The sequence below is a fragment of the Paeniglutamicibacter antarcticus genome (assembly GCF_039544305.1).
In the GTDB taxonomy this organism is placed as follows: Bacteria; Actinomycetota; Actinomycetes; order Actinomycetales; family Micrococcaceae; genus Paeniglutamicibacter; species Paeniglutamicibacter antarcticus_C.
The window spans coordinates 95,797-120,441 of record NZ_BAABLK010000027.1; the positions used below are offsets into that span (position 1 = coordinate 95,797).

The following is a 24,645-nucleotide window of genomic DNA, read 5'->3' on the forward strand; positions in this document are numbered from 1 at the left end:
CGGGTTTCCCGGTCCGGAATGCATCCGACGTGTTAAGCCATGCGCGCTGGATCTCTCCGTGGACCGAGAGAATCGTGGCTCGAAATAGGTACATGTTTCCAAGACAAACCCATGCCTGTGGAGTCTCGGCGCCGCGCGGCCGGGCATGGTTGTACCGATTGGGTTTGGTTGTGCAGCTAAGTCCAATCACCGACGCGCTGGTTCGAACAGGCTTCGTGACGCTCAGGATCCAGCCTGGAATCAACGCTTTGGAGCTTGGTGTGCGTCCTGGTCGGTGGAAGGCAGCATTGGGTGAAGGATGAACACTGCTGCGATTTGAGCGCGGGAGCAAAGCGAGGGACAATGACACTAATGAGTAAACGAAAACTTGAGATCAGTTGGATCCCTGCAGCCGGGTCGGCGTTGGGAGCGGTGACCTCGGCTGTTTTGCTGTCCACGCTCGGTGTCGGTGGCACGCTGATCGGTGCCGCACTTGGTAGCTTGACGATCACCGTCGGTGGTTCGATATACGCCCAATCAATGCAACGCACCAAGACCCATGTCGGAGAACGCTTCGGTAACGCACGCAAGGCCGGGTCTCCAAGCAACACCCCCCAGAACCCCGCATCCACCGAGGCAAACCCGGTGGGCACGGTCAATGCATCGCGCGTAAGCACGCTCACCGCCGAACCGATAAAACCACCGAACATGGCTAAGCGTGGGATCCTGCGCGGACTGCCGTGGAAGCGGATCATAGGTGTAACCGCTGCGCTGTTCGCCGTCGTGATGGCCCTGATTCTCGTGTTTGAGTTGACGACCGGGCGGGCAGTATCTTCCTTTACCGGAGGCACCAACGGAACGGGTGGAACATCGATCCCCGGGGTCAGCCTTTCCCCTAGCGACCCGGACGACTCCGCCACCGATGATTCCGAAGACTCCGGCACCAGCGACCCGGAGAAGGACGGGGTTCCGGACAAGGAACAGCCTCCGCAAGAAGAAAAAAAGCCCCAGCAGAGCAACGAGCCGGCGCCTCAGGAGCAGGAACCTGAGCAGCAACAGACCCCTGAGCCGCAGCAGCAAGCACCAGAACCGCAGCAACAAGCACCAGAGCCGCAGCAGCAAGCACCAGAGCCGCTGCAACAGGCCCCCGTGCCGGAAGCCCCTGCTGCACCGTAGCCGCGGATCTGCAGGAATACGCGGTTCAATCACCCGCCGCCATTGGACCAGGTGGCCAATAGCGCTCAGGAGCCGTCAAGCATCTTGGCCAGCACGGCTGCTTGGCTGTGGTCGATGTCCTTGGTGGCTGAGAGCAACGTCAGTCGTTTGCCGCGCACGCTGTCACGGAGTCTCTGCAACGCTTCACGCCCTGCCGCGGTATCGAGCTCGGAATGGTACCGCTTGGAGAACTCGTCGAATTTTTCCGGGTCGTGGCCGTACCACTTGCGCAATTCGGTCGACGGGGCGACGTCTCTGTTCCAATCATCAAGGGCGGCGTCAGACTTCTTGACGCCACGGGGCCAGATCCGGTCCACGAGGACCCGGGTTCCGTCGTTGTGGCTCGGTTCTTCCTGGACCCGACGGACCCACACACTGAACACCATGGTGCACCTCTCTCGTCCCTTTGCTCGTCCTCGAAGCGTACCTGCGTGAGCATGCCGGGGTATAGCATCCCGCGAGCTGTTCCCGACTCCGGTGGAGGCCTTGACGTCGAAGGCCGTGCGCCTGTGCGGTGCTGCCGCGGCCTCCGTGGATACCCCGGGCGGTGGGCGGCCAATGCCCGGTCCGGGGCTTGGAATCCGGTCGTTTCCCTCGCACGGGCAGTGCCGTGCGTTGAGCCGTCCCAGCGATGCCGGCTGGCCGATAACCAGTGACTTTGTATGGGCCAACTCCCTACAGTGGGGGTAACCGCCGCATACCCGCGGCGCCCGCGGTCACTTGGCCCGTGGAAACGGGGCTGAAGGGTTCCGGATTTTCCGCCGTCGACCGCACAGATGAAAGGACAAGCCGATGTCAGAGGACCTCTACCCGAAGGCCACCCCGGAGGTGGCGCGTCGACGAAAGGAACTGACGCCCAGCGCAACGGAGGCCTTCGAAGCCTTCAGCAAGGCGGTCTTCGCCGAGGGCGCCCTGGATGAGAAAACCAAGCAGTTGATAGCCGTCGCGGTCGCCCACGTGACCCAGTGCCCCTACTGCATCAACGGCCACAGCAAACTGGCCAAGCGCAAGGGCGCCAGTGCCGAGGAAATCATGGAGGCCATCTGGGTGGCGGCCGAGATGCGGGCAGGTGGCGCCTACGCGCACTCCACACTTGCCCTCAACGCGATCGGTGAAGTGCCCCACGATCATTGATCCGTGATCGGGGATAGATGTAAATGACGGAAAAGACGGTACCTGTGCCCCGATCTCCGCGGAAGGTGGGCAGGTACCTCTTCCCGCCAACGAGCACGGCCGGACCCCCGCGCCGATGCCGGGGATGAAGGTAGATTTCGTTTGCCCGACCTTTATGCACCAGGAGAAATGGGAGGACCTCCCAAGAACCACACCCTGGCGCCATGCAGGTCCACACCGAACCCAACTGTGGCAACGTGCCTCGCGAGGAGATCGTGCGCCGCTTTGCAATCACCGTGGTCATTGGCGATGCCAAGGAACTCGAAAACCTGCTGATACTGTCCGCTGCACCACGACCGTTACTGCAAAAACGAAAACACTTCCGCGAAACGGGATCTGTCCAGCTCCAGGAACAGAACAAAATGGAAGGGCTTGCCCAAGGTTACTGATGGTCCGGTGCGGCACCAACACCTCATGGATGGATGCGCGTCCATGGCGGGCCCGTTGACCACGGTCCGTACCAAGGCTGACGGATGCTGGGATCCGATTCCGCGATGGAGGAAGCGGCCTCGACGTCCATGCTGCTCAAAGTTGCCCACACCGCGAGCGAACTCTTTGGTGTCGAGGCTTCCCGGCCCGCGAATCCGCGGGCGGAACGCAGCAGGAACGGTCTTGCGGACGGCCGGAAGCGCGCAGTGATTCAACCGCTCCCGCCCCGATGAGCGAGTTTTCGCTTGGCCCTTTCCAGAACTCGCCCTCGATCCTAGACTGATTTCAGCGGTTGCCCGTGGTCAGGGACCGGTCAGCGATTGGTAATCGGTGTTGCGCACACCGAGTATCCAATGGCCGCCATCCGGCCCGCGGTGGCGCAGCCGGTTGGAGCGATCCAAAAATGCTCGAGGAGCGAACATGTACACCGTTGGAACATTGAGTCCTTTCCAATCCCCGATGGTGAAGCTGCAGCGCCTCTTCGAGAATCCCGGCCTCGAGGTCTTTGCCAAGCTTGACCTGCTCCAGCTTTCGGGCAGCACCAAGGAACGCACAGCCAACAGCCTCATTGAGGCGCTGCTGGCGTCGGGGCGCCTTGCGCCCGGCGGGATGATCGTGGAATCGACCTCCGGGAACCTGGGCATCGCACTGGCTCGCCAAACGGCTGTCCGCGGGATCGGGTTTGTTGCCGTTGTCGACGAGGCGGCGAACCGATCGGCGATCGAGGTCATGGGCGCCTACGGGGCAAGCATCGATATGGTGCCTACTCCGCCGGACGGCAACCGGTTGGCGGCCCGGCGGGAAAGGGTGCAACGGTTGCTGGTCGAGAACCCAGGAGCGGTGACAACCAACCAATACGGGTCCCCGGACAACCCCGATGCGCATTTCACCACCACGATGCCGGAAATCATGGATGCCGTGGACGGACGGTTGGACATGTTGTTCGTGGCGACCAGCACCACCGGAACACTTCTGGGCTGCCAGCGATATCTGCGCCAACACCACAAACAGACCAAGCTGGTGGCTGTGGATGCACTTGGGTCGGTGCTCTTCGGCGGTGAACCGGGGCTTCGGCGCTTCCCCGGGCTCGGCGCGGGAATCATCCCGGAGCTGGCGTTGCAGGCCGATCCCGACGTGGTGTGCCGGATCAAGGAAATCGACATGGTCCGCGGGTGCCGAAAGCTTGCCAAGCGCGAAGGGATACTGGCGGGTGCCTCGACGGGCGCTATTGTCGCGGCGATGGAGCAGCTGCTGCCGGGACTGGAAATGGGCTCGCGCATTGGATTCCTGGTCCATGACTCGGGCGTGCCCTACCTGCACACCGTGTACAACGATGACTGGGTGCGCGAGAACCTCGAAGCCGAAGCCGAAGCGGATTCAGGGACCACGACCCGGATGCAGGACACCAGTCCGAGATGAGGCGCATAGCCTTCGTGGGGGCGGGACCCAAGGCACTGTTTGCCCTGCTTGAACTCCATGAGCGGTATCCGGCATCCTCGGCCGGGGACCTGCGCGTCGAGGTATTCGACCCCTATCCGCCCGGTGCCGGCAGGGTCTGGCAGGCGGGCCAGCCTCCTGAACTGCGGCTCAATGTTTCAGCGCGCATCGTTGACGCCTCCGCGGCGTCCTTGCCCGGCTCCGAGTCCTTCGCCGACTGGTTGGCGCGGACGGAACCGCGGTATTCCACCGAGCAGTATCCGCCCCGGGCCGTGGTTGGTAGGTACCTGTCCGCGCAGTTCGGGCTTCTGGCGGAATCCGCCGGGTTCTCCCTGGTCCATGTTCCGGCCCGGGTCACGGATGTGGTGCGCACCGGGGACCAATGGGAGGTCTCCAGCGATGCCGGGTCCGGGTACTACGACCAGGTGGTGCTGGCAACCGGTCATGGGCTGCCCGACGAAGGCTCGGGAACACCCCGCGGCCCCGCGTGCAACAAGATCCCGTTGATCGCCCGGTACGCGTCGTTGGGAGAGGAGAAGCTCCCTGAGGGAAGTGATGTCCTCATCCGCGGTGCGGCCTTGACCGCCTACGATGCGGTGCTGCTCTTGACCGAGGGTCGCGACGGCCGGTGGAAAGAGCTCGAGGGTGCGGGGGGTCCGTGGCTGGAATATGTTCCTTCCGGCAGGGAACCAGCAAGGATCACCATGGCCTCACGGAGCACCTTGCCCATGGACCCCAAGCCGGGGCAGGTGCCCGCATGGATCGGCACGTGCCTCGAAGAGTACCGCGGAGAGGTCCGGCAATGGGGCAGGGATCTGGCGGCTCGCCCGTCGGGGCCCGGAGCCGGTTACGCCGGGCTGTGGCGGATCCTGCTGGCTTGTGCCGGTGAATGCGCGAGGATGTGCGGTGCTCCAACCACGCCACTTGGGTTCTGGCGCACCGCCCTTACCGGGCGTGGGACCCACGGCCCCGACACCGGATCGAGCGCCGAACACATCCGCCGGAGCATCGAAGTGAACCGGGGCAACGCGGTGCCGGGTACGGAATGGCTGTGGGCACGGGTGTGGTCCGGCCTGTACCCCGAGATGGTCCAGGCGGTCTCCCGGGTGTATTGGAAGCCAGCGGCGTGCCGTGAATTCGGGCGCGTGTCCAAGTCGCTTGAGCGTCTGGCCTTCGGTCCTCCCGAACGCACGGCGCTGAAGCTGCTGGCGCTCTTCGATAACGGACTGCTTCAACAGGGCCCGTTCCCTGCGATGCTTCCGGCGGACACGATCCTTGTTGATGCGGTGACACCTCCGTCGGGAGTCTTGGCCGCCCCGGCGCCGGCCGGCCGGCCCATGTCCTCGCTCATGGCAGGCCTTCTGTCCGCCGGCGAGGTCATGGTGCGCGAGGCCGAACGCGGACTGCTGACGGATCCAGACGGGAGCTGCATCGATGAAGGCGGCAACCGCAACGAATCCCTGTGGGCGCTGGGACGGCCCACCGAAGGACCCACACTGGGCCACGACACCTTGAACCGGGCGTTGCATGACGAGCCCCGCCTCTGGGCCCAACGCATCGCCGCCTTCTGCATGCCCAACACCTTGGAGAGAGAACATGAATCCCCTGATGCACGGCAATCCACCGCTCACCGCACGCCTTGAACCCTGGATGGAGCGGCTGCTGGCCGATACCGTTGCCTGCGGCGAGCTTGTGGAGCGCTTTGGTTCCCCGGTGAACCTCCACGACTTCTCCGCGTTGGGACGCAATGCCCAGGAGCTGCGCACGGCAGCTGCCAAGCACTCGGTGGCTCTCCAGGTGTACCTGGCGCGCAAGGCCAACAAGACAATCGGCGCCATCGATGCCGCGGTGAGAGCCGATTGCGGGCTGGACGTGGCCAGCTTGAACGAACTGGACCAATGCCTGCGCCGCGGCGTTGACCCCGGGCGGATCATCGTTACCGCGGCCGTCAAGTCCGCTGCGCTGCTGCGCCTGGCGCTGGAGAACCAGGTTGTGGTGTCGTTGGACAACCTCGACGAGGCAGCGGACCTGCTGGAAATGGCCGGTGCGGCCGGGCTGAAACCATGCGTCGCGCTGCGCCTTGCCTCGGGTAACCCCGGGCTGCCACCCACGCGCTTCGGCCTGCGGGCCGCGGCTTGGCTTGAGTTCCTGGGCGGACTGGCGGAACCGGCGGGGCTGGAAGTTGCCGGGATCCACTTCCACCTCAACGGCTACAGCGCGCAAGGCCGGGCACTCATCCTGGCCGAGTCTGTTCGGCTAGTTGATGCCTTGACGGGGATTGGGCAGTCGCCGGGTTTCATTGACATGGGCGGCGGCATCCCGATGTCCTACCTCGATGATGCCGGGCAATGGGAACACTTCTGGGAGGCGCTCGCCGGGCAACCTGTCGGCAGCGAGGAAATCACCTGGAAGTCCGATTCGCTGGGGGCCACCGGGCCCGGGCCAAGCAAGGATGTCTATCCTTACCACCAGCGCCCGGTTGGTGGCCAATGGCTCGAAACTATCCTTGGCGCACGCCCTGACAAGGCCCAAGGCAGCATCGCCGAGCAGCTGGCGGCACGGAACCTGCAACTGCGCTGCGAACCGGGGCGTTCGCTGCTCGACGGGTGCGGGCTGAGCCTGGCCAAGGTCGCCTTCGTGAAGGAACGCAGCGACGGGGTGCCGCTGGCGGGCCTGCACATGAACAGGACCCAGTGCCGGTCCACCTCCGCCGATTTCCTGCTTGACCCGATCCTCATCCAGGGTGCCGAACCCCGGACCCCGCGGACGCCTTTTCGCGGGTTCCTGGTTGGCGCCTACTGCATCGAGGAGGAGCTGATCTTGCGCCGCAGGTTCGATTTCCCGTACGGTGCGGCACCGGGTGACCTCGTCGCGTTTCCCAACACGGCGGGTTACCTCATGCACATCGTGGAGAGCGCCTCGCACCAATTGCCGCTGGCGGCCAACGCGCTGTGGGACGGGCGCAACTGGGTGCCCGATGAGATCGGGGAACACGAGCTGCGTCCCTGAGCCGGACGGTATCGACTCGGTGTTTCGGGGTGCCCCGGTCTAGTGATCCGGGGCCGTGTTGAGGATGCGGTATCCCAGGTTTGGGTCAAAACCGTGGATCTCGCGGGTGTCCAGCGCCGCCATGAAATCCAGGATCTCCTTGGTGAAGACCTGCCCGGGGACCAGCACCGGGAAGCCCGGCGGGTAGGGCGTGACGAACCCGGCGGAGACCACCTCGTTCCCGGCTGCCACCCGCTTGGCCAGCTCGTTCGGCATCAGGTAGTCGCAGTTGCTCGTCTTGTACGAGGTGAAATACGCGCCGCGGATGTCCCCGTCGACGGTGTCGTCGTCGTTTTTGAAACGCTGGGCGAAACTGCTGAAGTCCGGCATTGGCGGGGGAGTGCCAACAAGTCCCGACACCGTGCGTTGGTGAGCCTGCAGGGCGCGCGGGCCCATGTCCTCGCGCTTGCGCTCGAAGTGCTCGGCCAGCTTGACCAGCACGTCGATGAGGTAGGCGACGGCGCTGCGCGAGGTGCCGATGTTGGTCATGAACAGCACGGTGTTCCGGCTGGTCTTGTTGACCTGGATGCCGTGCAAGTCCATCAGGTACTTGTGCTTGAAGGTGTCCCCGTCCACGCCCGTCTGGCCGATGTGCAAGGTCAGCCGGCTGGGGTCGACAACGAATTCGTCGGTGCTCCAGGCCTCGTCCATGGCCGAGAGCCCGTCACGCAACGGCATCGGCCTGGTGGTTTCGCGAAACTGGGCCGGGATGAGCTCGTGGGTGTCCAAGACGTGGAAGTACTTCTTGAGCAACCGGTGCCGACCGATGGCTTGGGCCACCGAAAGGGCAAGGTAGGCCTGGCGCTGGACGAGCTCGTAGCCCTCCAGCTCCGCCTGGCGCCGTCCGATGTCCAGCGAGGCCAGGATCTGGTAGTTGGGGGAGGTCGAGGTGTGGGTCATGTAGGCCTCGCGGAAGGATTCCCCGTTGTGGTGGGCAAAGTCCTGGTCGTGTATGTGGATCATCGATCCCTGGCGCAGTGCGGTAAGGGTCTTGTGCGTGGACTGCGTGGCATAGACGCGCAGCCGGACGATGTCGGGGTCCGGCAACAGGCGGGTAGCGAGCCAGGTGGCGTCATCAACAGGCTGGCCGGTCTTCGTATCGAAGAGCGTGGCGCGTTGCTTGCGCACGCGTGCCAGGTAGGCGGGGTCCTTGAACTTGATCGTCAAAGCGGTGGCAGCCGCCATTGCCGTGCGTTGGCGGTAGATGTGGTGGAAGCGCGCAAAGGCGAACCATGCCTCGTCCCAGAGGAAGACAAGGTCCGGCTTGATGGCCAGGCACTCCTCCATCACGCGTTCGACGTCGTAGACGATCCCGTCGAAGGTGCAGTTGGTCAATGTGATCATCTTGACCTCGTCAAGCCGCCCGGCTCGACGGTAGTCCAGCAGCATTGACTTGATGGTCTTCAGGGACACTGCACCGTAGAAGGAGAACTCATCCAGCGGGTAGGCCTCCATGTAGGCGACCCGTGCCCCGGCGAGCATCAGGGCGTAGTGGTGGGATTTGTGGCAATTGCGGTCAACCAGGACCACGTCGCCGGGGGCCAGGATGGACTGGTGCACGATCTTGTTGGCAGTGGAAGTGCCGTTGGTGACGAAATAGGACCGCCGGGCACCGAAGGCACGGGCGGCCAGCTCCTGGGCTTCCCTGATGGAACCGATGGGCTCCAGCAGGGAATCGAGCCCGCCGGATGTCGCGGAGGTTTCGGCGTGGAGCAGGTTCATGCCGTAGAACTCGCCCATGTCGGTGATCCAGCGGGAACTCGATACGGACCCGCCGCGGGAAATCGGAAGTGCATGGAACACCGCGGCTGGTTTGCGGCTGTGCTGCTGCACGGCATCGAAGAACGGGGTTTCGAAGCGGTCGGAGAGTCCCTTGAGCAGCGAGAGGTGCAGCTCCATGGACTCCTGACGGCGGAAGAGCCTGGCAAACCGCCTCTCGACCAAGGTGGCCAGTTCTTCGATGGAAACATCAGCCACCAGGTAGAGATCCAGTTCCGGGCGCAGGGACTTGAGCTTGTCAGCCAGGTGGAGGATGCGCCGCTTGGGCGTATAGGTGCCGATGTCCGGTGCGATGTGGGAATCAAGGAACGTGCGCAGATCCGTTCCCAGGGTGTGCGCGGCGGGTACCGTGAACCCGGGGCGCAGGATGCATGCCTGGATCGTGGGGTTCAGCAGCACAGCGACCATTGCGTCCTCGAAGCTGGGCACGACGTTGACGTCGTAGACAAATTCGTCGGTGTGCCGTCGCTGGCGCCTCATCTCGGCGATGAATTCCTCGCGTACCGTCTCGGAGACGTCATCGATGACCAGGACCTCGAAGCGGGACCGCGGATCGTTCACGATGCTGTGCGAAGACTGGGGGTCATCGCTGTGATAGCCATGCTCGGTGGCTTGCTGACCGCTTTCGCTGAGGTCCGCAGCGAAGTGGGCGAATCCGCGGGTGACCGGTTCGATCATGGCAAGGGCAGCTGCGTATCCGGAATTCTCGAATTCCCGGCGCAGGCCGCGCACGTGGGCTTCTCCCGGCACGGCCCAATAGGCTTCGATGGATTCAAGGATGCCCAGCTGGCGGCCGACCTCGGTGCGCAGGCCCTTCCGGTCCAGATCCACATCCAGGGCGCAGGAAAGCTGCTTTGCTGCAAAGCCGAGGTATTCCCATGCGTCGGTGCGCAGCCTCCACACATTGCTGGGCGTCGAGTGACTGGCGTCGTTGAACGCCGTGGTGGGGGTCTTCATATCGCCGTCCTTCGTAGGTGGCGCGGGCGCGTTGAACCCGCGAGCCGGGAAAAGGTGTGAATCGCCATGGCAGGACAACCGGTCATGACATGGTCCGGACCATCGCATCGAAGGCCCGCAGCGTGCCGAAGAGCTTTGCGGCGTCCTGCGGCAACGGCCAGCTGGAAAGCTTCACGCCCACCACCTGCGCGGGCCGGTTGATGTAGATCATCTGCCCGTGGATCCCCAGGCACAGAACCACGTCGTTGCCCTCGTAGGGGAACCACATCTGGTTCCGGTACATCCCGCCGGGCATCCGGTTGTCCCCGGGGCTTGCGGCGAAGGCGGCACGGGAGTCCGGCGCTCCGGCCAGTGTCTGCTCGATCCATGCGGGGGAGAGGACCCGCTCTCCGGTCAGCGAGGTGCCGTCACCGAGGAAGAGCGAACCGAAGCGTGCCATGTCGCGCATCGTTGCGTTGATCCCGCCATCGAACATCCCGGTGCCGTACTGGTCGACCCCGATGACTGCGTCGGCCTCGGCACCGAGCTTTGACCACAAGAGGTGGGACATTAAGGTGGGCATGGTGGCCCCCGCTGCTGCCTCGCAGATCCAGCCCAGCATGTCGGTCTCGCAAGAACGGTATTCGAAGACCCCGCTGTGGGCGCTTTTTTGCGCCAGCGTCATCAAGAAGGGATACATGCCGGTGGGCCCGGAGGTCGCCGCCGGCGCCCATCCGATGGCTTCCTCAAGCATCCTTACCTCGGCACGGGGGTCGAGGTAGTCCTCGGAGAACGCGATGCCCGAGCGCATGTCAAGCAGATCGCGAACCGAGGCCCCTCCGTAGCCGGTGTCCGCCAACGCGGGGATGTAGGCGGTGAGCGGGGCCGAGGGATCGAGTATCCCCGCATCGAACATGGCCCCGCAGACGGCTCCGACCAGCGACTTGCTCACGGACATCAACAGGTGCGAGGACGCGGGGGACATTCCCTCGAAGTACTGCTCGGCGAGCACCTGGCCACGGTGCATCAGCATCCAGCCGTCGGTGTCCGTGGATGCCATGATCGATCCCACGTTGGTCGGTGGATCGTGGAGGGAACCCGAGGGCACCATGACGCTGTCCAGATCCGTGGGGGTCGAGGGCAGCACCGCCGTTGGTCCGACCCCGCGCCAGATCGCCGCGGTGGGAAGGAAATCGGCGATGTGCTGGAAGGACCAGCGCAGGTTCTCGGGCAGTTGCCAGTTCTTCGTATCAACTGACGGCGTGCCCGCCGGGAAGATCCCGGCAACCGGGGGTATGCCCGTCGGGGGCATGTCCCCGGCCGCCGGGATACCCATGGCCGGCACGTCCATGGCGGGGGCCCCGACTGCTGGCAGATCCACGGCCGGTGGCGTGCAACCTACGTTTGCGATGTCCACGATCATTCCTTTCAATTGCCGCACAAAGACATGCGGCGTGTTCCTATCGGGACACTACCACTGCGACTTCACTCCCGGCCCCGGGGTAAAGATCGCCAGCCCGTCCTCGTCCAGGGGCACCCCGTCGAATCCGGCGCGCAGGCAGTCGATGAAGTGCTTGGCCCGGATATTGAGCTTGGAGACCCCACCCTCCTCGACCTGCAACCTGCCCTTGGTGACCAGCACCCCCAGGTCCGAACCGTGCCACCGGTAGTCTCCGGGGCCGTGGATGCGCAGGAAGAACGCCTCGGACTCGTTCTGCAGCATATGCCAGTCAAGCGCGGCCCGGTTGAAGACCATCGCCCCGCTGGAATCGAGGTAGTACTGGCCCGTGGCGGGGGTTTGGGTGAGCTGCTGGACGACGTCGGAGTTTTCCTTGATGATCATCTGGCTCCACACATCGGCACCGGAGAGCGCTTCCCAGCGTTCGGTGATCTCGTCGATATCCAGCTCGAATTCCACGTCCATGTACTCAAGCAGGTGGAACAGGAAAAGCGGGACATCCGCATAGGCTCCGGCGGTCACGTTGGTGATGGCCGAGGCGCCGGAAATCCTCGGGTTAAGCTCGCCCAGGTAGACCTCGTCGGTGTCCAGGTCCACCAGCACATCGACCTCGAAGAACCCGCGGTAGCCCTCGGAGGAGAGTCCGTCGCCCATGGCCTTGACCAGCTCCATGGCCCGGGTGCGCTGGGTTGCCGAGAGCACCTCAGGGTGCATCTCGTTGCCGCACCAACCTCCGGGGTACGGAGTGAGTTCGCTGTATCCGGCCAGCTCGGTGAGGAACGGCCCGACGAGGGTACCGGAGCGTGTCAGTACGGCCTCGACGGCCACCGGCAAGTTCTTGATCCTGCGCATCACCTTGATGTCATCGCCGATGATGTCTTCGCAGTGGTTGTCCCATTCCGCTTCGTTGGAGATGAAGAAGGTGGTCTTGCCCGAGTCTCCGTAGGGGGTTTGGACAACCAGGTTTTTACCCAGGGACGCCGCATCGGCATCGGCGCGCAGCGCGGCGTACGTGCTTCCCTTGCTGAGCACGTTCGGAACGCTGGGGACCCCGAAATCGTTTCCGAGCTTGGTGGTGACCATCTTTGAATCGAGGCGGTGGCGCAGTTCCGCGGCCGGCAGGATCAGGTCGTAGCCCAGCTCGCGGCAGATGCGTTCGGTCTCCTCGTTGAAGAAGACCATGGCGACCTTGGGTCGCACCCCCGGGCGCACGTTCAGGTTCATCCGTGCCCTGACCTCGGCATTGAGCAGCAGCCAGTTGTTGATGTCCTCGCCGGACTCGAATTCCACGTAGGGCTTGTTGACCGGGGTGAAGACGCGCGGGTGCGCCCCGTCCCAGGAGTCGTAGTAGCTGATGTAGGAGAAGTTTCGTACCCAACGGTCAAGCCCCAGCAAGTTGAACGGGGTGGCGCCAATGAAGAAGATCGGCACGTTGTTGGTGCGGAAGAAATGGCGCAGCTCGGAGATGTTACGCACCGTGTGCTGCACCGCCGTGGGCGGGGCTTCGGTGGCGAAGGCGGCATCCGTGCCGATGGTGGCCTCGGGTGCTTCCGGGCCTGTGGGTGTAGCGCGCGGCATGACCGGTTCGGTGGCGGCCGGTTCGGTCGCCGTGGGATCGGGAGCCACCGAGGGCGTCGACGCCGGTGCTGCCATCGTTTCGGGAGAGGTGGGGGCTGCGGTCTTCTTCGCCTCGGCAGGTTTGGTTGCGGCCGCCGCCGTCTTGGATTTCGGTGCCGTCGTGGCGGGGACCGATTTCCGCGGGGCTGGCGCCTTAGCCTTGGGCGTGCTTGCCGTGGCGGTTTTCTTGCCCTTCGCGGTTTTGGCCGGCTCAGGTTTCTTGCCCGCAGGCTCCTTCATAGCAGCGGACTTGGCCGCCAACGTCTTGTTGGTCTTGGCCGGCTGAACAACTTCTTTGCTGGCGTCCGTGGCACGTTCGGGCATCGTCTTGCTCCTTACCTCGGGACGAGGCGGAAGCCTGCAGAGAAGACCCAAACCGTGTGCAGGGACCCCAAAGCCCGAACCCCAGAGGGAAGCTCCCGAAACGCCCTGCAGCAAGGTGGGCACCAATCCCCCTGGCTGGTACGCGGCAGTGCCGCGGACCAACCACTTCGGATCCACCATGTCCATTCTTCAAGTCCAGCCAACCTACTGTGCTTCCGCTGAGGGTGCACACACCTCGTGCTTCGTGACGAACGTCACTATTGTGCGGTTTGGGGTTGAACCATGGATTCGCGGGGCCCCGGCGGCGGCGCAAGCGTTCTCCGGTTGCGCAGAAGCGCCCAGTGCAGATGTTGGCACGTACTCTACATAAACCGACGTTGACATGAGTCCGTATGATTTTCTGGAGACCTCCCCCCGGATGCTTCCGCCGGTTCCGCTCGAGTTTCCGGATGGTGGATGTTCACCGGCGATGAGTGTCTTCACAGTGCCTTGGCGGAGCGGGGAGCGGCCCGATTGTTACCGCTGCTATTCGACCGGTTGACTCCGGTGCGCCCGGCACGTAAGCGCGACCGGGGAGCGCCCGTTTTGGCGCGGGCCCGGGTCCCCATGGCACCAGGGAGTGACGGGTGCCTGTGTCGGCCGATGAACGCGGCGCCTGCGGAGGCGCTGGCCGAAGGAACGGAGACCAGGTGCGCGGTTGCACCGTCTCGATACGACCACCCGCGTGCGCTTCCGGCACCAAGACGAAGTCAGGCGGGATCCCTAAGATCGAGCAATATCTCATTGTGCCGGAGGAACCACGGTTTGAATGGCGGATCAAACCTTGCAAAACGCGGTGTCCCCACGGTAACGAGTTCTTCGGACCTCACGGCGATCCTGAGTGTCTGAAGGTGCTTCTGGTAGCTTGCCGAGCTCCAGCGCCCACCGAAGCTGATGACCGCAGCAAGGCTCTCGGGCACCACTCGCAACTGGACTTTCGGGTTGGTGGGCTCCGGGGCGTTCTCGAGGGTGAAGCCTTCAGGCAAGACAAAAGCCACCCGGAAACTCGATGTGCCATGGTCATCGCCTGGTTCCCCGTTCCCCTGCTGCACGACCGGTGCCGTCATCGAGATCTTTTCTGCGGCGTCATCCTGAACCACCGGTGCTGTCATCGAAACCTTCCGGCTCGCACGGTTCTCTCCACTGATGTAAGCAAACAGGCAGCGGAACGCCCGGTTGCCGGCTTCCTCAAAGGTGCCCTCCGTGATGACCTCCGCCAACATGTGCTCGGGATACCGGCGTACCTCGAAATCATCATGGCTTTGCACTATCGCGTAGGGCTGTTGCTCGGTCATGCCACCACGCTACTCCTGCAGGACCCCTGGCGGCATCGGTATGGCACCCCGGAATCCGGGATTCCCGGGAAGCGGAGCCAACGGGGGCCGCCTGCGGTGCGGGACTCAGGTGCTCAAGCGCAGCCGCAGGGTCCGCACCTCGAACGCGCCCAGTGCCAGTTCAACCCTTCCGTCGATGCGGTCCAGGAGGTCCGCGCTGGTGTGGGGGGCGCCGGACAGTGGATCTTCGAGCAGCGAGACGGTTGACACCGACTCGACGTCGGCGTTGATGCCAAGGGTGCCGCTGGCGCGACGCCCGAGGGATTCGTAGAGACGCACAATGACGTCCCCGCTGCGGTCGGCAGCGAGCTTCACCACCGAGAGCAGCAACCCCTCGCCTTGAAGGTCCACCAGCGGGTCGAAGCCATGCGCGCCGCAGACCACGCGCTGTGCCGCGTTCATCAGGATCCCGGCCTCGGTGGCCGATGCGGTGTCCGCGCCGACCAGTAACCCGTAGCGATGGGTTTGTTCCCCCTGGTCGGTGTGCGGGTCGGGGAAGCGCGGGGCGCGCAGCAGCGAAAGGCGGGCGGTGGTGGTGGTGCGGGCATTCTCCACCTCGCGGGTGACGTCGAAGCCGTAGATCGAGTCGTTGATCAGGGCGGCGCCGAAGCCGGGCTCCTCCAGAAGCACGAAGCGGTGCATCGAGGTCTCGAACTTGGCCGCTTCCCAGCTGGTGTTCACATGGGTGGGACGCCGGTGGTATCCGAACTGAGTTTCGGCAATCGACTGCTCGGCGCGGATATCCAGCGGGAAGGACACCTTGAGGAACTTCTCAGTTTCCCGCCAGTTGGTGTGCTGGACGATCTTGAGCATCCGCGAGCCAGGGCAGAGCACCAGTTCCTGGGTGAGGGTGGAGTTCGAGAAGCTGCGCGCCACGGTGAGCCTTGCTGAGCCGTCGGGATCGGTGGACAGCGAGATCGCGTCCACGTCGCGCAGGTCGGTGGCGCGGTTGCGGTAGAAGGCGTCGACATCCCAGGCGTCCCACTTGTTGGGGAAGTCCTGATGCAGTTGCAGCAGGTTCCCGTGTTGGCCCGGGGCGATGGCGTCCCTGCCGGTGGACAGGTCGATGGCGGAGGAGATCAGCCCGTTGGACGTGATCCGGATGGCGATGAGCCCGTTGTCCAGTTCGAAGCCCTCGGGCTGCTGCCTCGCGTCCACCGCGGGGCCCGGTGTTCCAAGCCCGGACAGGGGAAGGGACCCGCCGGGCGGGACTCCGTTGCGGGTGCTGGCGGCGGGGTTCAGGACAAAATACGTGGCCCCGGAGCCCAGGAGCGAAGCGTGCGCGGCGGCGATGATGGATTCGGCGGTGGCGATGATGCGCTCATATTCGGCCACGACCTCACGGTGTACCCAGGCGATGGAGGTCCCGGGAAGGATGTCGTGGAACTGGTGAAGCAGCACGCTCTCCCACAATGCGTCGAGCTCTTGATGCGGATAGCCAAAGCCGGTGCGCACTGCCGCGGTGGCGGCCCAGAGCTCGGCTTCAACCAGCAGGTGCTCGCTGCGCCGGTTCCCTTCCTTGGTCCGGTGCTGGGAGGTGAGCGTGGCGCGGTGCAGCTCCAGGTAGAGTTCCCCGACCCAGACCGGGGGATCGGGCATTTCGGTTCCGGTGCGCTTGAAGAACGCGTCGGGGTGTTCCCATTCGACCCTCGCGCTGCCCTCGAGGTTGGCCAGGCGCCTTGCCTTGTCCGCCATCTCCCGGGTGGTGCCGCCTCCGCCGTCTCCCCACCCCACCGGGGCGATGGAACCGGTCGCCCGGCGTGACTCGCGGAACTGGCGTGAGGCCAGCGCGACCTCGTGGCCGGATAGCTGAGAGTTGTAGGTATCCATCGGAGGGAAGTGGGTGGGAATGCGGGAACCGTCGATTCCTTCCCAGTCGAAGCTGTGGTGCGGGAAGATGTTGGTCTGGTTCCAGGATATTTTTTGGGTGAAGAACCAATCAAGCCCTGCCCGGCGCATGATCTGTGGCAACGCGGGGGAGTAGCCGAAGGAATCCGGGAGCCATGCTCCGTGGCAGGTGATCCCGAACTCCTCTTCGAAGAAGCGTTGCCCGTGCAAGAACTGCCGCACCAGGGATTCACCCGAGGGCATCACGGTGTCGGACTCGACCCACATGCCGCCCAACGGCACAAAGCGTGAGTCGGAAACTGCCTGCTTCACCCGCCCAAAGAGCGTGGGACGGTGCTCCTTGAGCCACTTGTATTGCTGGGCGCTAGACATGCCGTAAATGAATTCGGGGTCGGCATCGAGCAGCTCGAGCATCGAGGAGGTGGTGCGGGCGACCTTGCGGACCGTCTCCCGGATCGGCCAGAGCCACGCGGAATCGATGTGTGCGTGTCCGATGGCGGCGAGCCTGTGGGCGCTTGCCCCGGCCGGCTGCGCGAGGATCGGGGCCAGTACGGCGCGGGCCGCCGCGGAGGTCGCCCCGATGCGCGTCAGGTCAAGGACGTCCAACGCGTCGTCAAGGCCCTGCAGGATGCGCGCACGGCGCGGGCCTTCGGGCAGCTCGGCCTGGAGCTCAAGCAGCACCTCGATATCCAGCGACAGCTCGTACACCGCGGTGTCCCGGACGGCCAGGTCCATGGCCCCGGTGGTGTAGAGCGGCCTGGGCGAGGAGGTGAGGATGTCTCCCTCGTCTGTGGGCAGGAACGGGTGGTGCTCCAGCAGCACCGGATTGGACGCAGCCTCGATGAAGAACTCAACCGACTCCCCGCCCTCGGCGGATTCGGCGACCGGAACCCACTGGTTGCGCGGGTTGATCGACTTCACCGTATGCCCGTCGCGGCGGTGGACCAGGCCTTCGCATTGGAAGCCGGTCATTGAGGGGTCGAACCCGAGGTCGATGAGAGCCTCGACCCGCTTGCCTGCCCAGTCGGCGGGCACTTCGCCGCGGACCCGGAACCATGTGGTTCCCCAGGCAGGGCCCCATGGCGTGCCGACGCTGTACGGGGCATAACCCAGGCCCATGGCCTCGGCCGGGTCGATGGGCTCTGCGGGAAGCTGGTGCGAAGCAACCTCCAGGGCGGCGCGGAAGGGGTAGATGGCAGGGAGGATGCGTTCGTCCAGGACCCGCCGGGCGCGTGCGGTGCTCAGTGCTGTGTCGTCGTGCATGGATGCCTTTCACAAGTTCGTTCGACTTCCGGGGTAGCGCTGATGTCGCCGGTGACTAAGAACTATACGATTCCAAGGAAAATGTATGAGGATGAAGCACCACCTTTGGGCCAACACTAGCGGAGACAGGTTCGATGGCTTGGGGAAAACTGCAGCGAGTCGCGGACCATGGCGCACCGTGTGCCCGGGCCTCAAGGCGCCAGCGGATCGTTGTTCGGTGATGTAATGGTGGCCGGCTTGGATGCGTGATCCGGCTCCTGAACATGGGGGCCGGTGGTGCAATTGAAAAACGACAGAAGGAAACCATGACCCCTCGGCGGAGTGAAGCCAGCACACTGGTCGGCTTGGATATCGGCGGCACCAAGACCCACGCGATGAGTTGGAAAGGCGGAGTTGTCGTTGCCGAGGCCACTGCCGGCAGCGCCAATATCCAGAACGTCAGCCTCGTCGAGGCCAGGGCCAGTATTGCGCAGGTTTTCCAGGAACTCGATGCCGGAGCGATCGACCGCGTGGTGGCCGGCGCCGGCGGCATCGACACCGAGCAGGACGCCGAGCGGCTGCGTGCGATGATCGCCCTCCACGCACCGAATGCCCTGATCCAGGTGGTCCACGATTCACGGCTCATCCTTGCCGCAGGAGGGGCCGCGGCAGGGATGGCAGTGATCCTGGGCACCGGTTCGGCGGTCTGGGGGATCAACGTTGCGGGGCAGGAAGCGCGTGCCGGCGGCTGGGGCTACCTGCTGGGGGATGAGGGAAGCGGCTACTGGATGGGCCGGGAAGCGGTGCGCAGCACATTGCGCGTTTTCAACCGCGAAGAACCCCCTGGTGAACTTGCCCGGCTCGTGCTCGAAGCCAACAATGTGTCCTCGCCCGATGAACTGATCGGGCTTTTCCACGGGCCCACCGGCAGGCGTTATTGGGCCCAGCAGGCGTCGTTGGTCTTCGCCGCCCACGCGCATACAGATCCCCAGGCCGCAGGGATCATCGATGCGGCAGTCGGCTATGTTCTCGAGGCGCTTGGCGATGTCTCGAAAATCCTGGCCATCAAGGGCCCCGTGGTCATCGGAGGAGGCCTGGGAGCCAACGAGCCGGTCTACCAGCAACGATTGAGGACGGCGCTATCGGCCTGGGGATTGGAAGACCTCCGCTTCCTTGACGTGGACCCGGTGCTCGGTGCGCTCTTTCTCGCAGGAGAACCGGATTCCTGAGGGCATGGCGCATCAAGAAAATGACCGCCGACGGTGGTGGCGCACGGTGAAAAACGGCGTGCGTGGTGAAGACTGGGGATACCCGTTTACGAAAGCAGGAAACCCATGATCCACCTCAAGCAGGACTCCGACGGAAATGTCCGGATGCCCAAACGTTTTCCCCGGACGGTGGACATCACCGTCACCTTCGCCGATGGAACCCAAGAAGTGGTTAAGGGGAGCACGATGAACGAGCACTACGATGCGGCACTGGCCAACTACAGGTTACAAAACAACCTCGATGCCAAGGGTTTTTCGCGCTCGCCGGCCACCAACATCCACCGCAAGAACGCAGTGGGCTTCGTTCCGGTATCACCGGGGCTGTCCGAGTAGCCACAACTTTTGGTTTCCTGCCTGCAACTGCGGAAAAGACAGGAAACCCCCAGATTATTTCGCTAGTGATCGCACGAATGCGAGACTGGCTTCGGAGATCTGCTCACGTGCGAAATCACGTGAAATCGTTGGCTTTCCGTCGCCTGGTTGCGGGCCATAGTCTCCGAAGTCGGCGTGTGATCCGCCCTTGATTACTGTGAAGAGCGAGCCACCGGGCATTCTCGGCTTGGAGTCGTTGACCTTTACCAGGGTGGCCAACCCGTCTTGCGATCCTGATATTGAAAGCGTTGGCAGGTCCAAAGCGCTCATATCCGTTGACGGGTAGGAAGCATAGAACAACAATCCCGCGGACGGGTCGTTGGCTGCCCGGGCAAAGGTCTCCGCGTTCATCGCCGCGACAACTCCGCCGAGTGAATGGCCTCCGAGCACCCAACGGTCCACCGGCCGGTGTTCTGCTCGCGCCGAGTCGAAGGCACCTGTCGAGAGAAAAGCGATGCCGAAGGGTTGTTTCGGAATGACAACCGTGAATCCATTTTCGGCCAGGGGCCGCAACACCGCGGCATAGGCCCTGGCATCGACACGGGCGCCAGGCTGGAAGAACACGCCGACCTCGCTGGTTGTCCCGGTCGGGGCCAATAAGATCTGTCCGGCGCTTTCGGTGACGGTGAGGTTCGCGTCGGAATCCATGGCCGACAAAGCGGGTTCGACGGCGGAGAACGGAACCAGCCACCAGGCAAGGCCGGCGACACCCAGCCAAGCCACTAGACCCACCATTCTCAAGGCCTTGAATCGACGACGCGGCACCGTGCGTTTGAGCCATGTCCGCAACGCCAGCACGGCGCCGGCAAGAAAAACGATGACGAGCAGCACCACGTAGGCCGGATGGCCATGAACCAACATGGATCCCGTGCGAAGTGCCGCCCAAGCCGTGATGGCCATACCGAGGCTGGCAACGATCCGCGTGAACCAAAGGAGGGCCGCATCGCTACGTGTGGGGATGAGGCTGGAAGCTCGTTTGTGTGCCATGCTGCGGACTTCCTTCGACGTGGAGTTACTGCGATTCCGCAACGGGGTGGGCTCTTGGAGAAATCGGTGGGTCTAGAGGCGGGTGCCGGATTCACCGAGCGTGCATGTTCCTTGACCTTAACACCTGTTCGAGGTCATGGAAGGTAAATACTGATCGAGAAACAAGGGAACTTGGAGTGTCGAGCGCCTCCGCCTCCTGCGGTGACAACCAAGTGGCATTGGGGAAGCGCAGTAATTGGAGCAGCTCTCGGGTTTTCTGGTGGTTCAGGGTAGGTCCAGGGACACCACGGCCAGGAAGCCGCGGCCGCTGATCCTCGGGGAGTCCTCTTCTCCACCCACGATGGTGTCGCGCACTTGAAGTGGTTCTTCGGTTTCACCGTGCAGCACCGTGGCCTTGCCCTGCAGCATGACACCGAATTGCGCATCGAAGAGGTTCTGCTCGCGTTTCTTGGACAGCTCCACGATGCGTACGTTCCCGCGCACGGCTCCGCTGCGGGTGATCAGGTTCAGGGCCAGCAACTCGCCGGTTGGCAACGCGGCGGAGACAGCGCTGGCACCGGAGAACCTCAACGGGCGAAGGGACTCCACTGCCTGGACGGCGCCGTCGATGGTCAGCTCCAGCAGCTCCCCTCTGATGAGTGTCAGCGTGCGGTCGAACCCGTCGTAGGGGGTGAATTCCCCGGCCCGTTCAATGGAGGCAACGCTCAGCCTCCAATCCCAAGTGCCGCCCGCTGCCGGCAGCAGGCCGGCCTTGTCGCCCATGCGCCCGGCCGCGATTTCCCGCACGTCGCCGTGTGCCCATTTGCGCTTGGTGGAATCGGCAAGGTGCACGATGGTGCCGGTTGCCAAAGGATCGTTCGAGACTGTCATGCCAAGAAGTCTAGTGGGAACTACACAAAGGCTCCGATGAATACCACGGCACCCATGAGCGCCAATGCCGCGGAGGACACCCGCTCGAGCCAGATGCTGGCTTTGGGGCTCTTGAACCAGTCCATGGCACGGGCTGCGATGAAGGTCAGCACCATGAAGTAGAGAAGCCCGATGATCCCGAATACCGCGCCGAGCAGCAACGCGGAAGCGAGCATGTTGGAATCCGCTGGGATGAACGGCGGCATCAGGGCCAGGAAGAGCAAGCCGAGCTTGGGATTCAGTGCCGAGGAAATCGTTCCCGCGCGCACCGATTGCCAGAGCGTGAACTCTACGGGCCCGGTGGCGGCCAGTGAACGGGTGGCGGTCCGGGCCGTTGCCGCCGTGGCCCCGGCCAGGAACTTGGCCTTGACCAGCGATCCCAACCCCAGGTAAAGCAGGTAAAGTCCACCGATGACGGCGATCGCCTGGTGGATCGCGGGGTATCTCTGCAGCAGTGCAGCCACTCCGAGGCCGGCTAATGCCGCCCACGCCATCACGGAGACCATCATTCCCAGGGCCGCGGCGATCCCGTTGCGTGGGCGGTTGAGCGCGTAGCGAAGCAGCAAGAAGGTATCGGGCCCGGGGGAGAGGACGACAACCAAGGCGACCCCGGCGAAACCAAGAAGAGCGGAAAACGGCATGCCCCCATTATCCGCAATTCATGCGTGACTTAAACAGACGCATGGGGCAGTGCCGCGAACCGAACGGAATCGTGCGGCACTGCCTAGGGCCGTATGTTCGTTGGCTCAGGCCAGCGGTGCCCGTGCTGCCGTGTTCGCGGCTTCAAGAAGGGTGCCGTTGGCGACGAGCTGGAAGACGGCTTCGATCTCCGGGGAGAGGAACCTGTCGGTGCCCGGGCCCTCGACCTTGGTGCGGATGACTTGGCGCACCGCGGAGATCACCGGGGACGACTTAGAGGTCTCCATGCCGCCGTCGCGCATGTCAAGGGCGCGGGCGCTGGTGAGCAGCTCGATGGCCAGTACCCGTGCCAGGCCGTCAATCGACTTGCGCAGCTTCAGCCCTGCGTGCCAGCCCATTGAGACGTGGTCTTCTTGCATAGCCGATGAAGGAATCGAATCCACCGAAGCAGGGACGGCAAGGCGCTTGAGCTCCGAGACGATGCCCGCTGCGGTGTATTGGGCGATCATGTGCCCGGAATCCACTCCCGGGTCAGCGGCGAGGAAGGCGTTGAGCCCGTGGTTGCGGGCCTTGTCCAGGAACCGGTCGGTGCGGCGCTCCGACATGGAAGCCATATCCGCGACGGCGATGGCCAGGAAGTCCAGCACGTATCCGACCGGGGCGCCGTGGAAGTTGCCGTTGGATTCAACCCGCCCGTCCACGGTGACCACCGGGTTGTCGATGGCCGAGGCAAGTTCGATGGCGGCAACGGATTCGGCGTGGGCCAATGTGGCGCGTGCGGCGCCGTGCACCTGAGGGGCGCAGCGCAGCGAATAGGCGTCCTGCACGCGGGTGAACTTGTGTGCGCCGGCCTTTTGCTCGGCAATCAACCTCGAGCCGTCGAGCGTCGCGCGCATGTTGGCGGCGGAGTCGCGCTGGCCCGGGTGTGGGCGCAGGGCATGGATGTCTTCGGCGAAGACGGCGTCGGTGCCCAACAGCCCCTCGACGCTCATCGCGGCACTGAGGTCCGCAATGGACAGCAGGGAGTGCAGGTCCGCAGCGGCCAGCAAGAGCATGCCGAGCATCCCGTCGGTTCCGTTGACCAGGGCCAGGCCTTCCTTCTCCGCCAGCACCACAGGGGTGATCCCGGCTGCCGCAAGCGCCTCAGCTGCGTCCATTGCTGTGCCGGCTGCGTCGCGGACCGGGCCCTCGCCCATCAATGCCAGCGCAGCGTGGGACAGCGGAGCCAGATCTCCCGAGCAGCCCAGGGAACCGTATTCCCCGATGACCGGGGTGATTCCCGCGTTCAGCACCGCGGCGTAGGTCTGTGCCACCACGGGGCGGACCCCGGTGCGGCCGGTGGCCAGGGTGGACAGCCGGTTGAGCATCAGGGCCCGCACCACTTCGCGGGGCACCTCGGCGCCGGAGGAAGCGGCGTGGGAGCGGATCAGCGAGCGCTGCAACTGAGCCCGCAACTCCACGGGGATCTGCTTGGTGGCCAGTGCGCCGAATCCGGTGGACACCCCGTAGTGCGGAACCGAGTCGTTGACCAGGGCCTCAATGACCGAGCGGGAGGAGTCGATGGCGGCTAGCGCGTCGGTACCCAGCTGAACCTTGGCATCGTGCCGGGCCACTGCCACGACGTCTGCCGGGCTGAGGGCTCCGTTGGAGATGGTGATGCTGGCATTCATGTGCTTTTCCTTTTCGGACGGGCTGGTTTCCGCGCTTGGCGGTGAGCGAATAAAAACTCGCTCTTGCCAATGGGTGAAATAAGCGTTTCAATAAGTGAAACGCATAAGGTGCCTCGAGGGCAAGCCCCCGGAGGGTACGGAAAACATTTCCAGCTCTTTTCCACCGACTGCGGTACTGCAAGGCCAAATAACCAAGACCATCAAGCACCGCACCTACTTTGGAGGAACCGACGTGGCAGAACCGGCAACCAGGACGGTGGAACGCGCGCTGCAGCTTCTCGGCGCCGTGTGTGAAGCCGGCGCGGTGTCCCTTGCCGACGCCGCACGCGGAACCGAGCTTTCCGCCTCCACCGCACTGCGGCTGCTACGGACCTTGGAAACCAGCGGCTTCGTGCGCAAGGACGCAGAGGGCGACTACCGTCCGGGATTGCGCCTGGTCCAGCTCGGTGCCCAGGCACTGAGCCACGAATCACTCATCGACCTGGCCCTGCCTGCGCTTCAGCGCTTGGTGGATGCCACCGGCGAATCGGCATACCTCTCGGTGCGCGGACACCAGGGAACCGGTAGCGACCATGCCGTGTACCTGGCCATCGTGGAGGGAACCCATTCGGTGCGCCACGCCTCCTGGGTCGGACGCAGCGTCCCCCTTGAAGGCTCTAGCCTCGGGGTCGTCTTTGGCGGGGCGACGCCGGAGTCGGGCTATGCGGTTTCTGACCGCGGGGTCGAGGCGGATGTCACCGGGATCGCGGCCCCGCTGCAGCACCCCGGGGACCCCGGGAACGGGCACGGCCCGGTTGCCGCGCTCTCCGTGGTTTCCCCCAGCTACCGGATGAACCCGGAACACATTGCACGCATCGGGGAGCTGGTGGCGGCCGAGGCCCAAGCCCTCTTCGGCGTAAAGACCCACTGAAAACCCAACCACACCACCAGCCCGGCACCCA

General features: G+C 64.2%; 19 protein-coding genes. 9 read left to right on the plus strand and 10 right to left on the minus strand.

The window, feature by feature from the left end; genetic code table 11:
• Positions 1 to 351 precede the first annotated feature (351 nt).
• Complete coding sequence (locus tag ABEA12_RS08285; RefSeq protein WP_210101621.1) at positions 352 to 1,155, plus strand: hypothetical protein; 804 nt, start codon at positions 352 to 354, stop codon at positions 1,153 to 1,155.
• Between the two features lie 65 nt (positions 1,156 to 1,220).
• On the opposite strand, the gene ABEA12_RS08290 is transcribed toward ABEA12_RS08285, so the two are convergent.
• Positions 1,221 to 1,580 carry a DUF488 domain-containing protein gene (locus tag ABEA12_RS08290; RefSeq protein WP_210101620.1) on the minus strand — a complete coding sequence of 120 codons (360 nt, stop codon included), beginning with the start codon at positions 1,578 to 1,580 and terminating at the stop codon, positions 1,221 to 1,223.
• Between the two features lie 406 nt (positions 1,581 to 1,986).
• Here ABEA12_RS08290 and ABEA12_RS08295 point away from each other — a divergent pair, with 406 nt between their 5' ends.
• The 5 genes from ABEA12_RS08295 (at position 1,987) to ABEA12_RS08315 (ending at position 7,242) form a co-directional block, all read left to right on the plus strand.
• A complete protein-coding gene (locus tag ABEA12_RS08295) occupies positions 1,987 to 2,328 on the plus strand; it encodes a carboxymuconolactone decarboxylase family protein (RefSeq protein WP_210101619.1) in 342 nt (113 codons plus the stop codon).
• 203 nt (positions 2,329 to 2,531) lie between these two features.
• Positions 2,532 to 2,756 carry a hypothetical protein gene (locus ABEA12_RS08300; protein ID WP_210101618.1) on the plus strand — a complete coding sequence of 75 codons (225 nt, stop codon included), beginning with the start codon at positions 2,532 to 2,534 and terminating at the stop codon, positions 2,754 to 2,756.
• 460 nt (positions 2,757 to 3,216) lie between these two features.
• Positions 3,217 to 4,215 (plus strand): pyridoxal-phosphate dependent enzyme, encoded by a 999-nt coding sequence (locus ABEA12_RS08305; RefSeq protein WP_210101617.1) that lies wholly within the window; start codon positions 3,217 to 3,219, stop codon positions 4,213 to 4,215.
• Complete coding sequence (locus ABEA12_RS08310; protein ID WP_210101616.1) at positions 4,212 to 5,876, plus strand: FAD/NAD(P)-binding protein; 1,665 nt, start codon at positions 4,212 to 4,214, stop codon at positions 5,874 to 5,876. The genes ABEA12_RS08305 and ABEA12_RS08310 overlap by 4 nt, the downstream gene beginning before the upstream one ends.
• On the plus strand, positions 5,830 to 7,242 hold the full coding sequence (locus ABEA12_RS08315; protein ID WP_345467587.1) for an alanine racemase: 1,413 nt from the start codon (positions 5,830 to 5,832) through the stop codon (positions 7,240 to 7,242). The genes ABEA12_RS08310 and ABEA12_RS08315 overlap by 47 nt, the downstream gene beginning before the upstream one ends.
• A 39-nt stretch (positions 7,243 to 7,281) precedes the next feature.
• Here the strand turns inward: ABEA12_RS08315 and ABEA12_RS08320 are convergent, their stop codons facing one another.
• The 5 genes from ABEA12_RS08320 to ABEA12_RS08340 form a co-directional block, all read right to left on the minus strand.
• Positions 7,282 to 10,017 carry an aminotransferase class I/II-fold pyridoxal phosphate-dependent enzyme gene (locus tag ABEA12_RS08320; RefSeq protein ID WP_210101614.1) on the minus strand — a complete coding sequence of 912 codons (2,736 nt, stop codon included), beginning with the start codon at positions 10,015 to 10,017 and terminating at the stop codon, positions 7,282 to 7,284.
• 82 nt (positions 10,018 to 10,099) lie between these two features.
• Positions 10,100 to 11,413: a serine hydrolase domain-containing protein gene (locus ABEA12_RS08325; protein WP_345467591.1), complete on the minus strand. Its 1,314-nt coding sequence runs from the start codon at positions 11,411 to 11,413 to the stop codon at positions 10,100 to 10,102.
• Positions 11,414 to 11,467: 54 nt separating this feature from the next.
• Positions 11,468 to 13,396 carry a biotin carboxylase gene (locus ABEA12_RS08330; RefSeq protein WP_345467594.1) on the minus strand — a complete coding sequence of 643 codons (1,929 nt, stop codon included), beginning with the start codon at positions 13,394 to 13,396 and terminating at the stop codon, positions 11,468 to 11,470.
• Between the two features lie 749 nt (positions 13,397 to 14,145).
• The gene (locus tag ABEA12_RS08335) at positions 14,146 to 14,730 is read right to left on the minus strand and encodes an SOUL family heme-binding protein (protein WP_210101613.1); all 585 of its coding nucleotides are present in this window, start codon (positions 14,728 to 14,730) and stop codon (positions 14,146 to 14,148) included.
• Positions 14,731 to 14,835: 105 nt separating this feature from the next.
• Complete coding sequence (locus ABEA12_RS08340) at positions 14,836 to 17,880, minus strand: alpha-mannosidase (protein ID WP_210101612.1); 3,045 nt, start codon at positions 17,878 to 17,880, stop codon at positions 14,836 to 14,838.
• Between the two features lie 305 nt (positions 17,881 to 18,185).
• Here ABEA12_RS08340 and ABEA12_RS08345 point away from each other — a divergent pair, with 305 nt between their 5' ends.
• Both ABEA12_RS08345 and ABEA12_RS08350 read left to right on the plus strand, forming a co-directional pair.
• The gene (locus tag ABEA12_RS08345) at positions 18,186 to 19,088 is read left to right on the plus strand and encodes an N-acetylglucosamine kinase (RefSeq protein ID WP_210101611.1); all 903 of its coding nucleotides are present in this window, start codon (positions 18,186 to 18,188) and stop codon (positions 19,086 to 19,088) included.
• Between the two features lie 105 nt (positions 19,089 to 19,193).
• Positions 19,194 to 19,460 (plus strand): hypothetical protein, encoded by a 267-nt coding sequence (locus ABEA12_RS08350; protein ID WP_210101610.1) that lies wholly within the window; start codon positions 19,194 to 19,196, stop codon positions 19,458 to 19,460.
• Positions 19,461 to 19,514: 54 nt separating this feature from the next.
• Here the strand turns inward: ABEA12_RS08350 and ABEA12_RS08355 are convergent, their stop codons facing one another.
• From ABEA12_RS08355 to hutH, 4 genes are all read right to left on the minus strand, one after another.
• Complete coding sequence (locus tag ABEA12_RS08355; protein ID WP_210101609.1) at positions 19,515 to 20,486, minus strand: alpha/beta hydrolase; 972 nt, start codon at positions 20,484 to 20,486, stop codon at positions 19,515 to 19,517.
• A gap of 264 nt (positions 20,487 to 20,750) precedes the next feature.
• Positions 20,751 to 21,356: a HutD/Ves family protein gene (locus ABEA12_RS08360; protein ID WP_210101608.1), complete on the minus strand. Its 606-nt coding sequence runs from the start codon at positions 21,354 to 21,356 to the stop codon at positions 20,751 to 20,753.
• Positions 21,357 to 21,376: 20 nt separating this feature from the next.
• Positions 21,377 to 22,036, minus strand: a complete 660-nt coding sequence (locus tag ABEA12_RS08365) for a LysE family translocator (protein ID WP_210101607.1) — start codon at positions 22,034 to 22,036, stop codon at positions 21,377 to 21,379.
• A gap of 105 nt (positions 22,037 to 22,141) precedes the next feature.
• Positions 22,142 to 23,704 carry a histidine ammonia-lyase gene (gene hutH, locus ABEA12_RS08370; RefSeq protein WP_210101606.1) on the minus strand — a complete coding sequence of 521 codons (1,563 nt, stop codon included), beginning with the start codon at positions 23,702 to 23,704 and terminating at the stop codon, positions 22,142 to 22,144.
• 232 nt (positions 23,705 to 23,936) lie between these two features.
• On the opposite strand from hutH, the gene ABEA12_RS08375 reads away from it, so the two are divergent.
• Positions 23,937 to 24,614 carry an IclR family transcriptional regulator gene (locus ABEA12_RS08375; protein WP_210101605.1) on the plus strand — a complete coding sequence of 226 codons (678 nt, stop codon included), beginning with the start codon at positions 23,937 to 23,939 and terminating at the stop codon, positions 24,612 to 24,614.
• Positions 24,615 to 24,645: the final 31 nt, after the last annotated feature.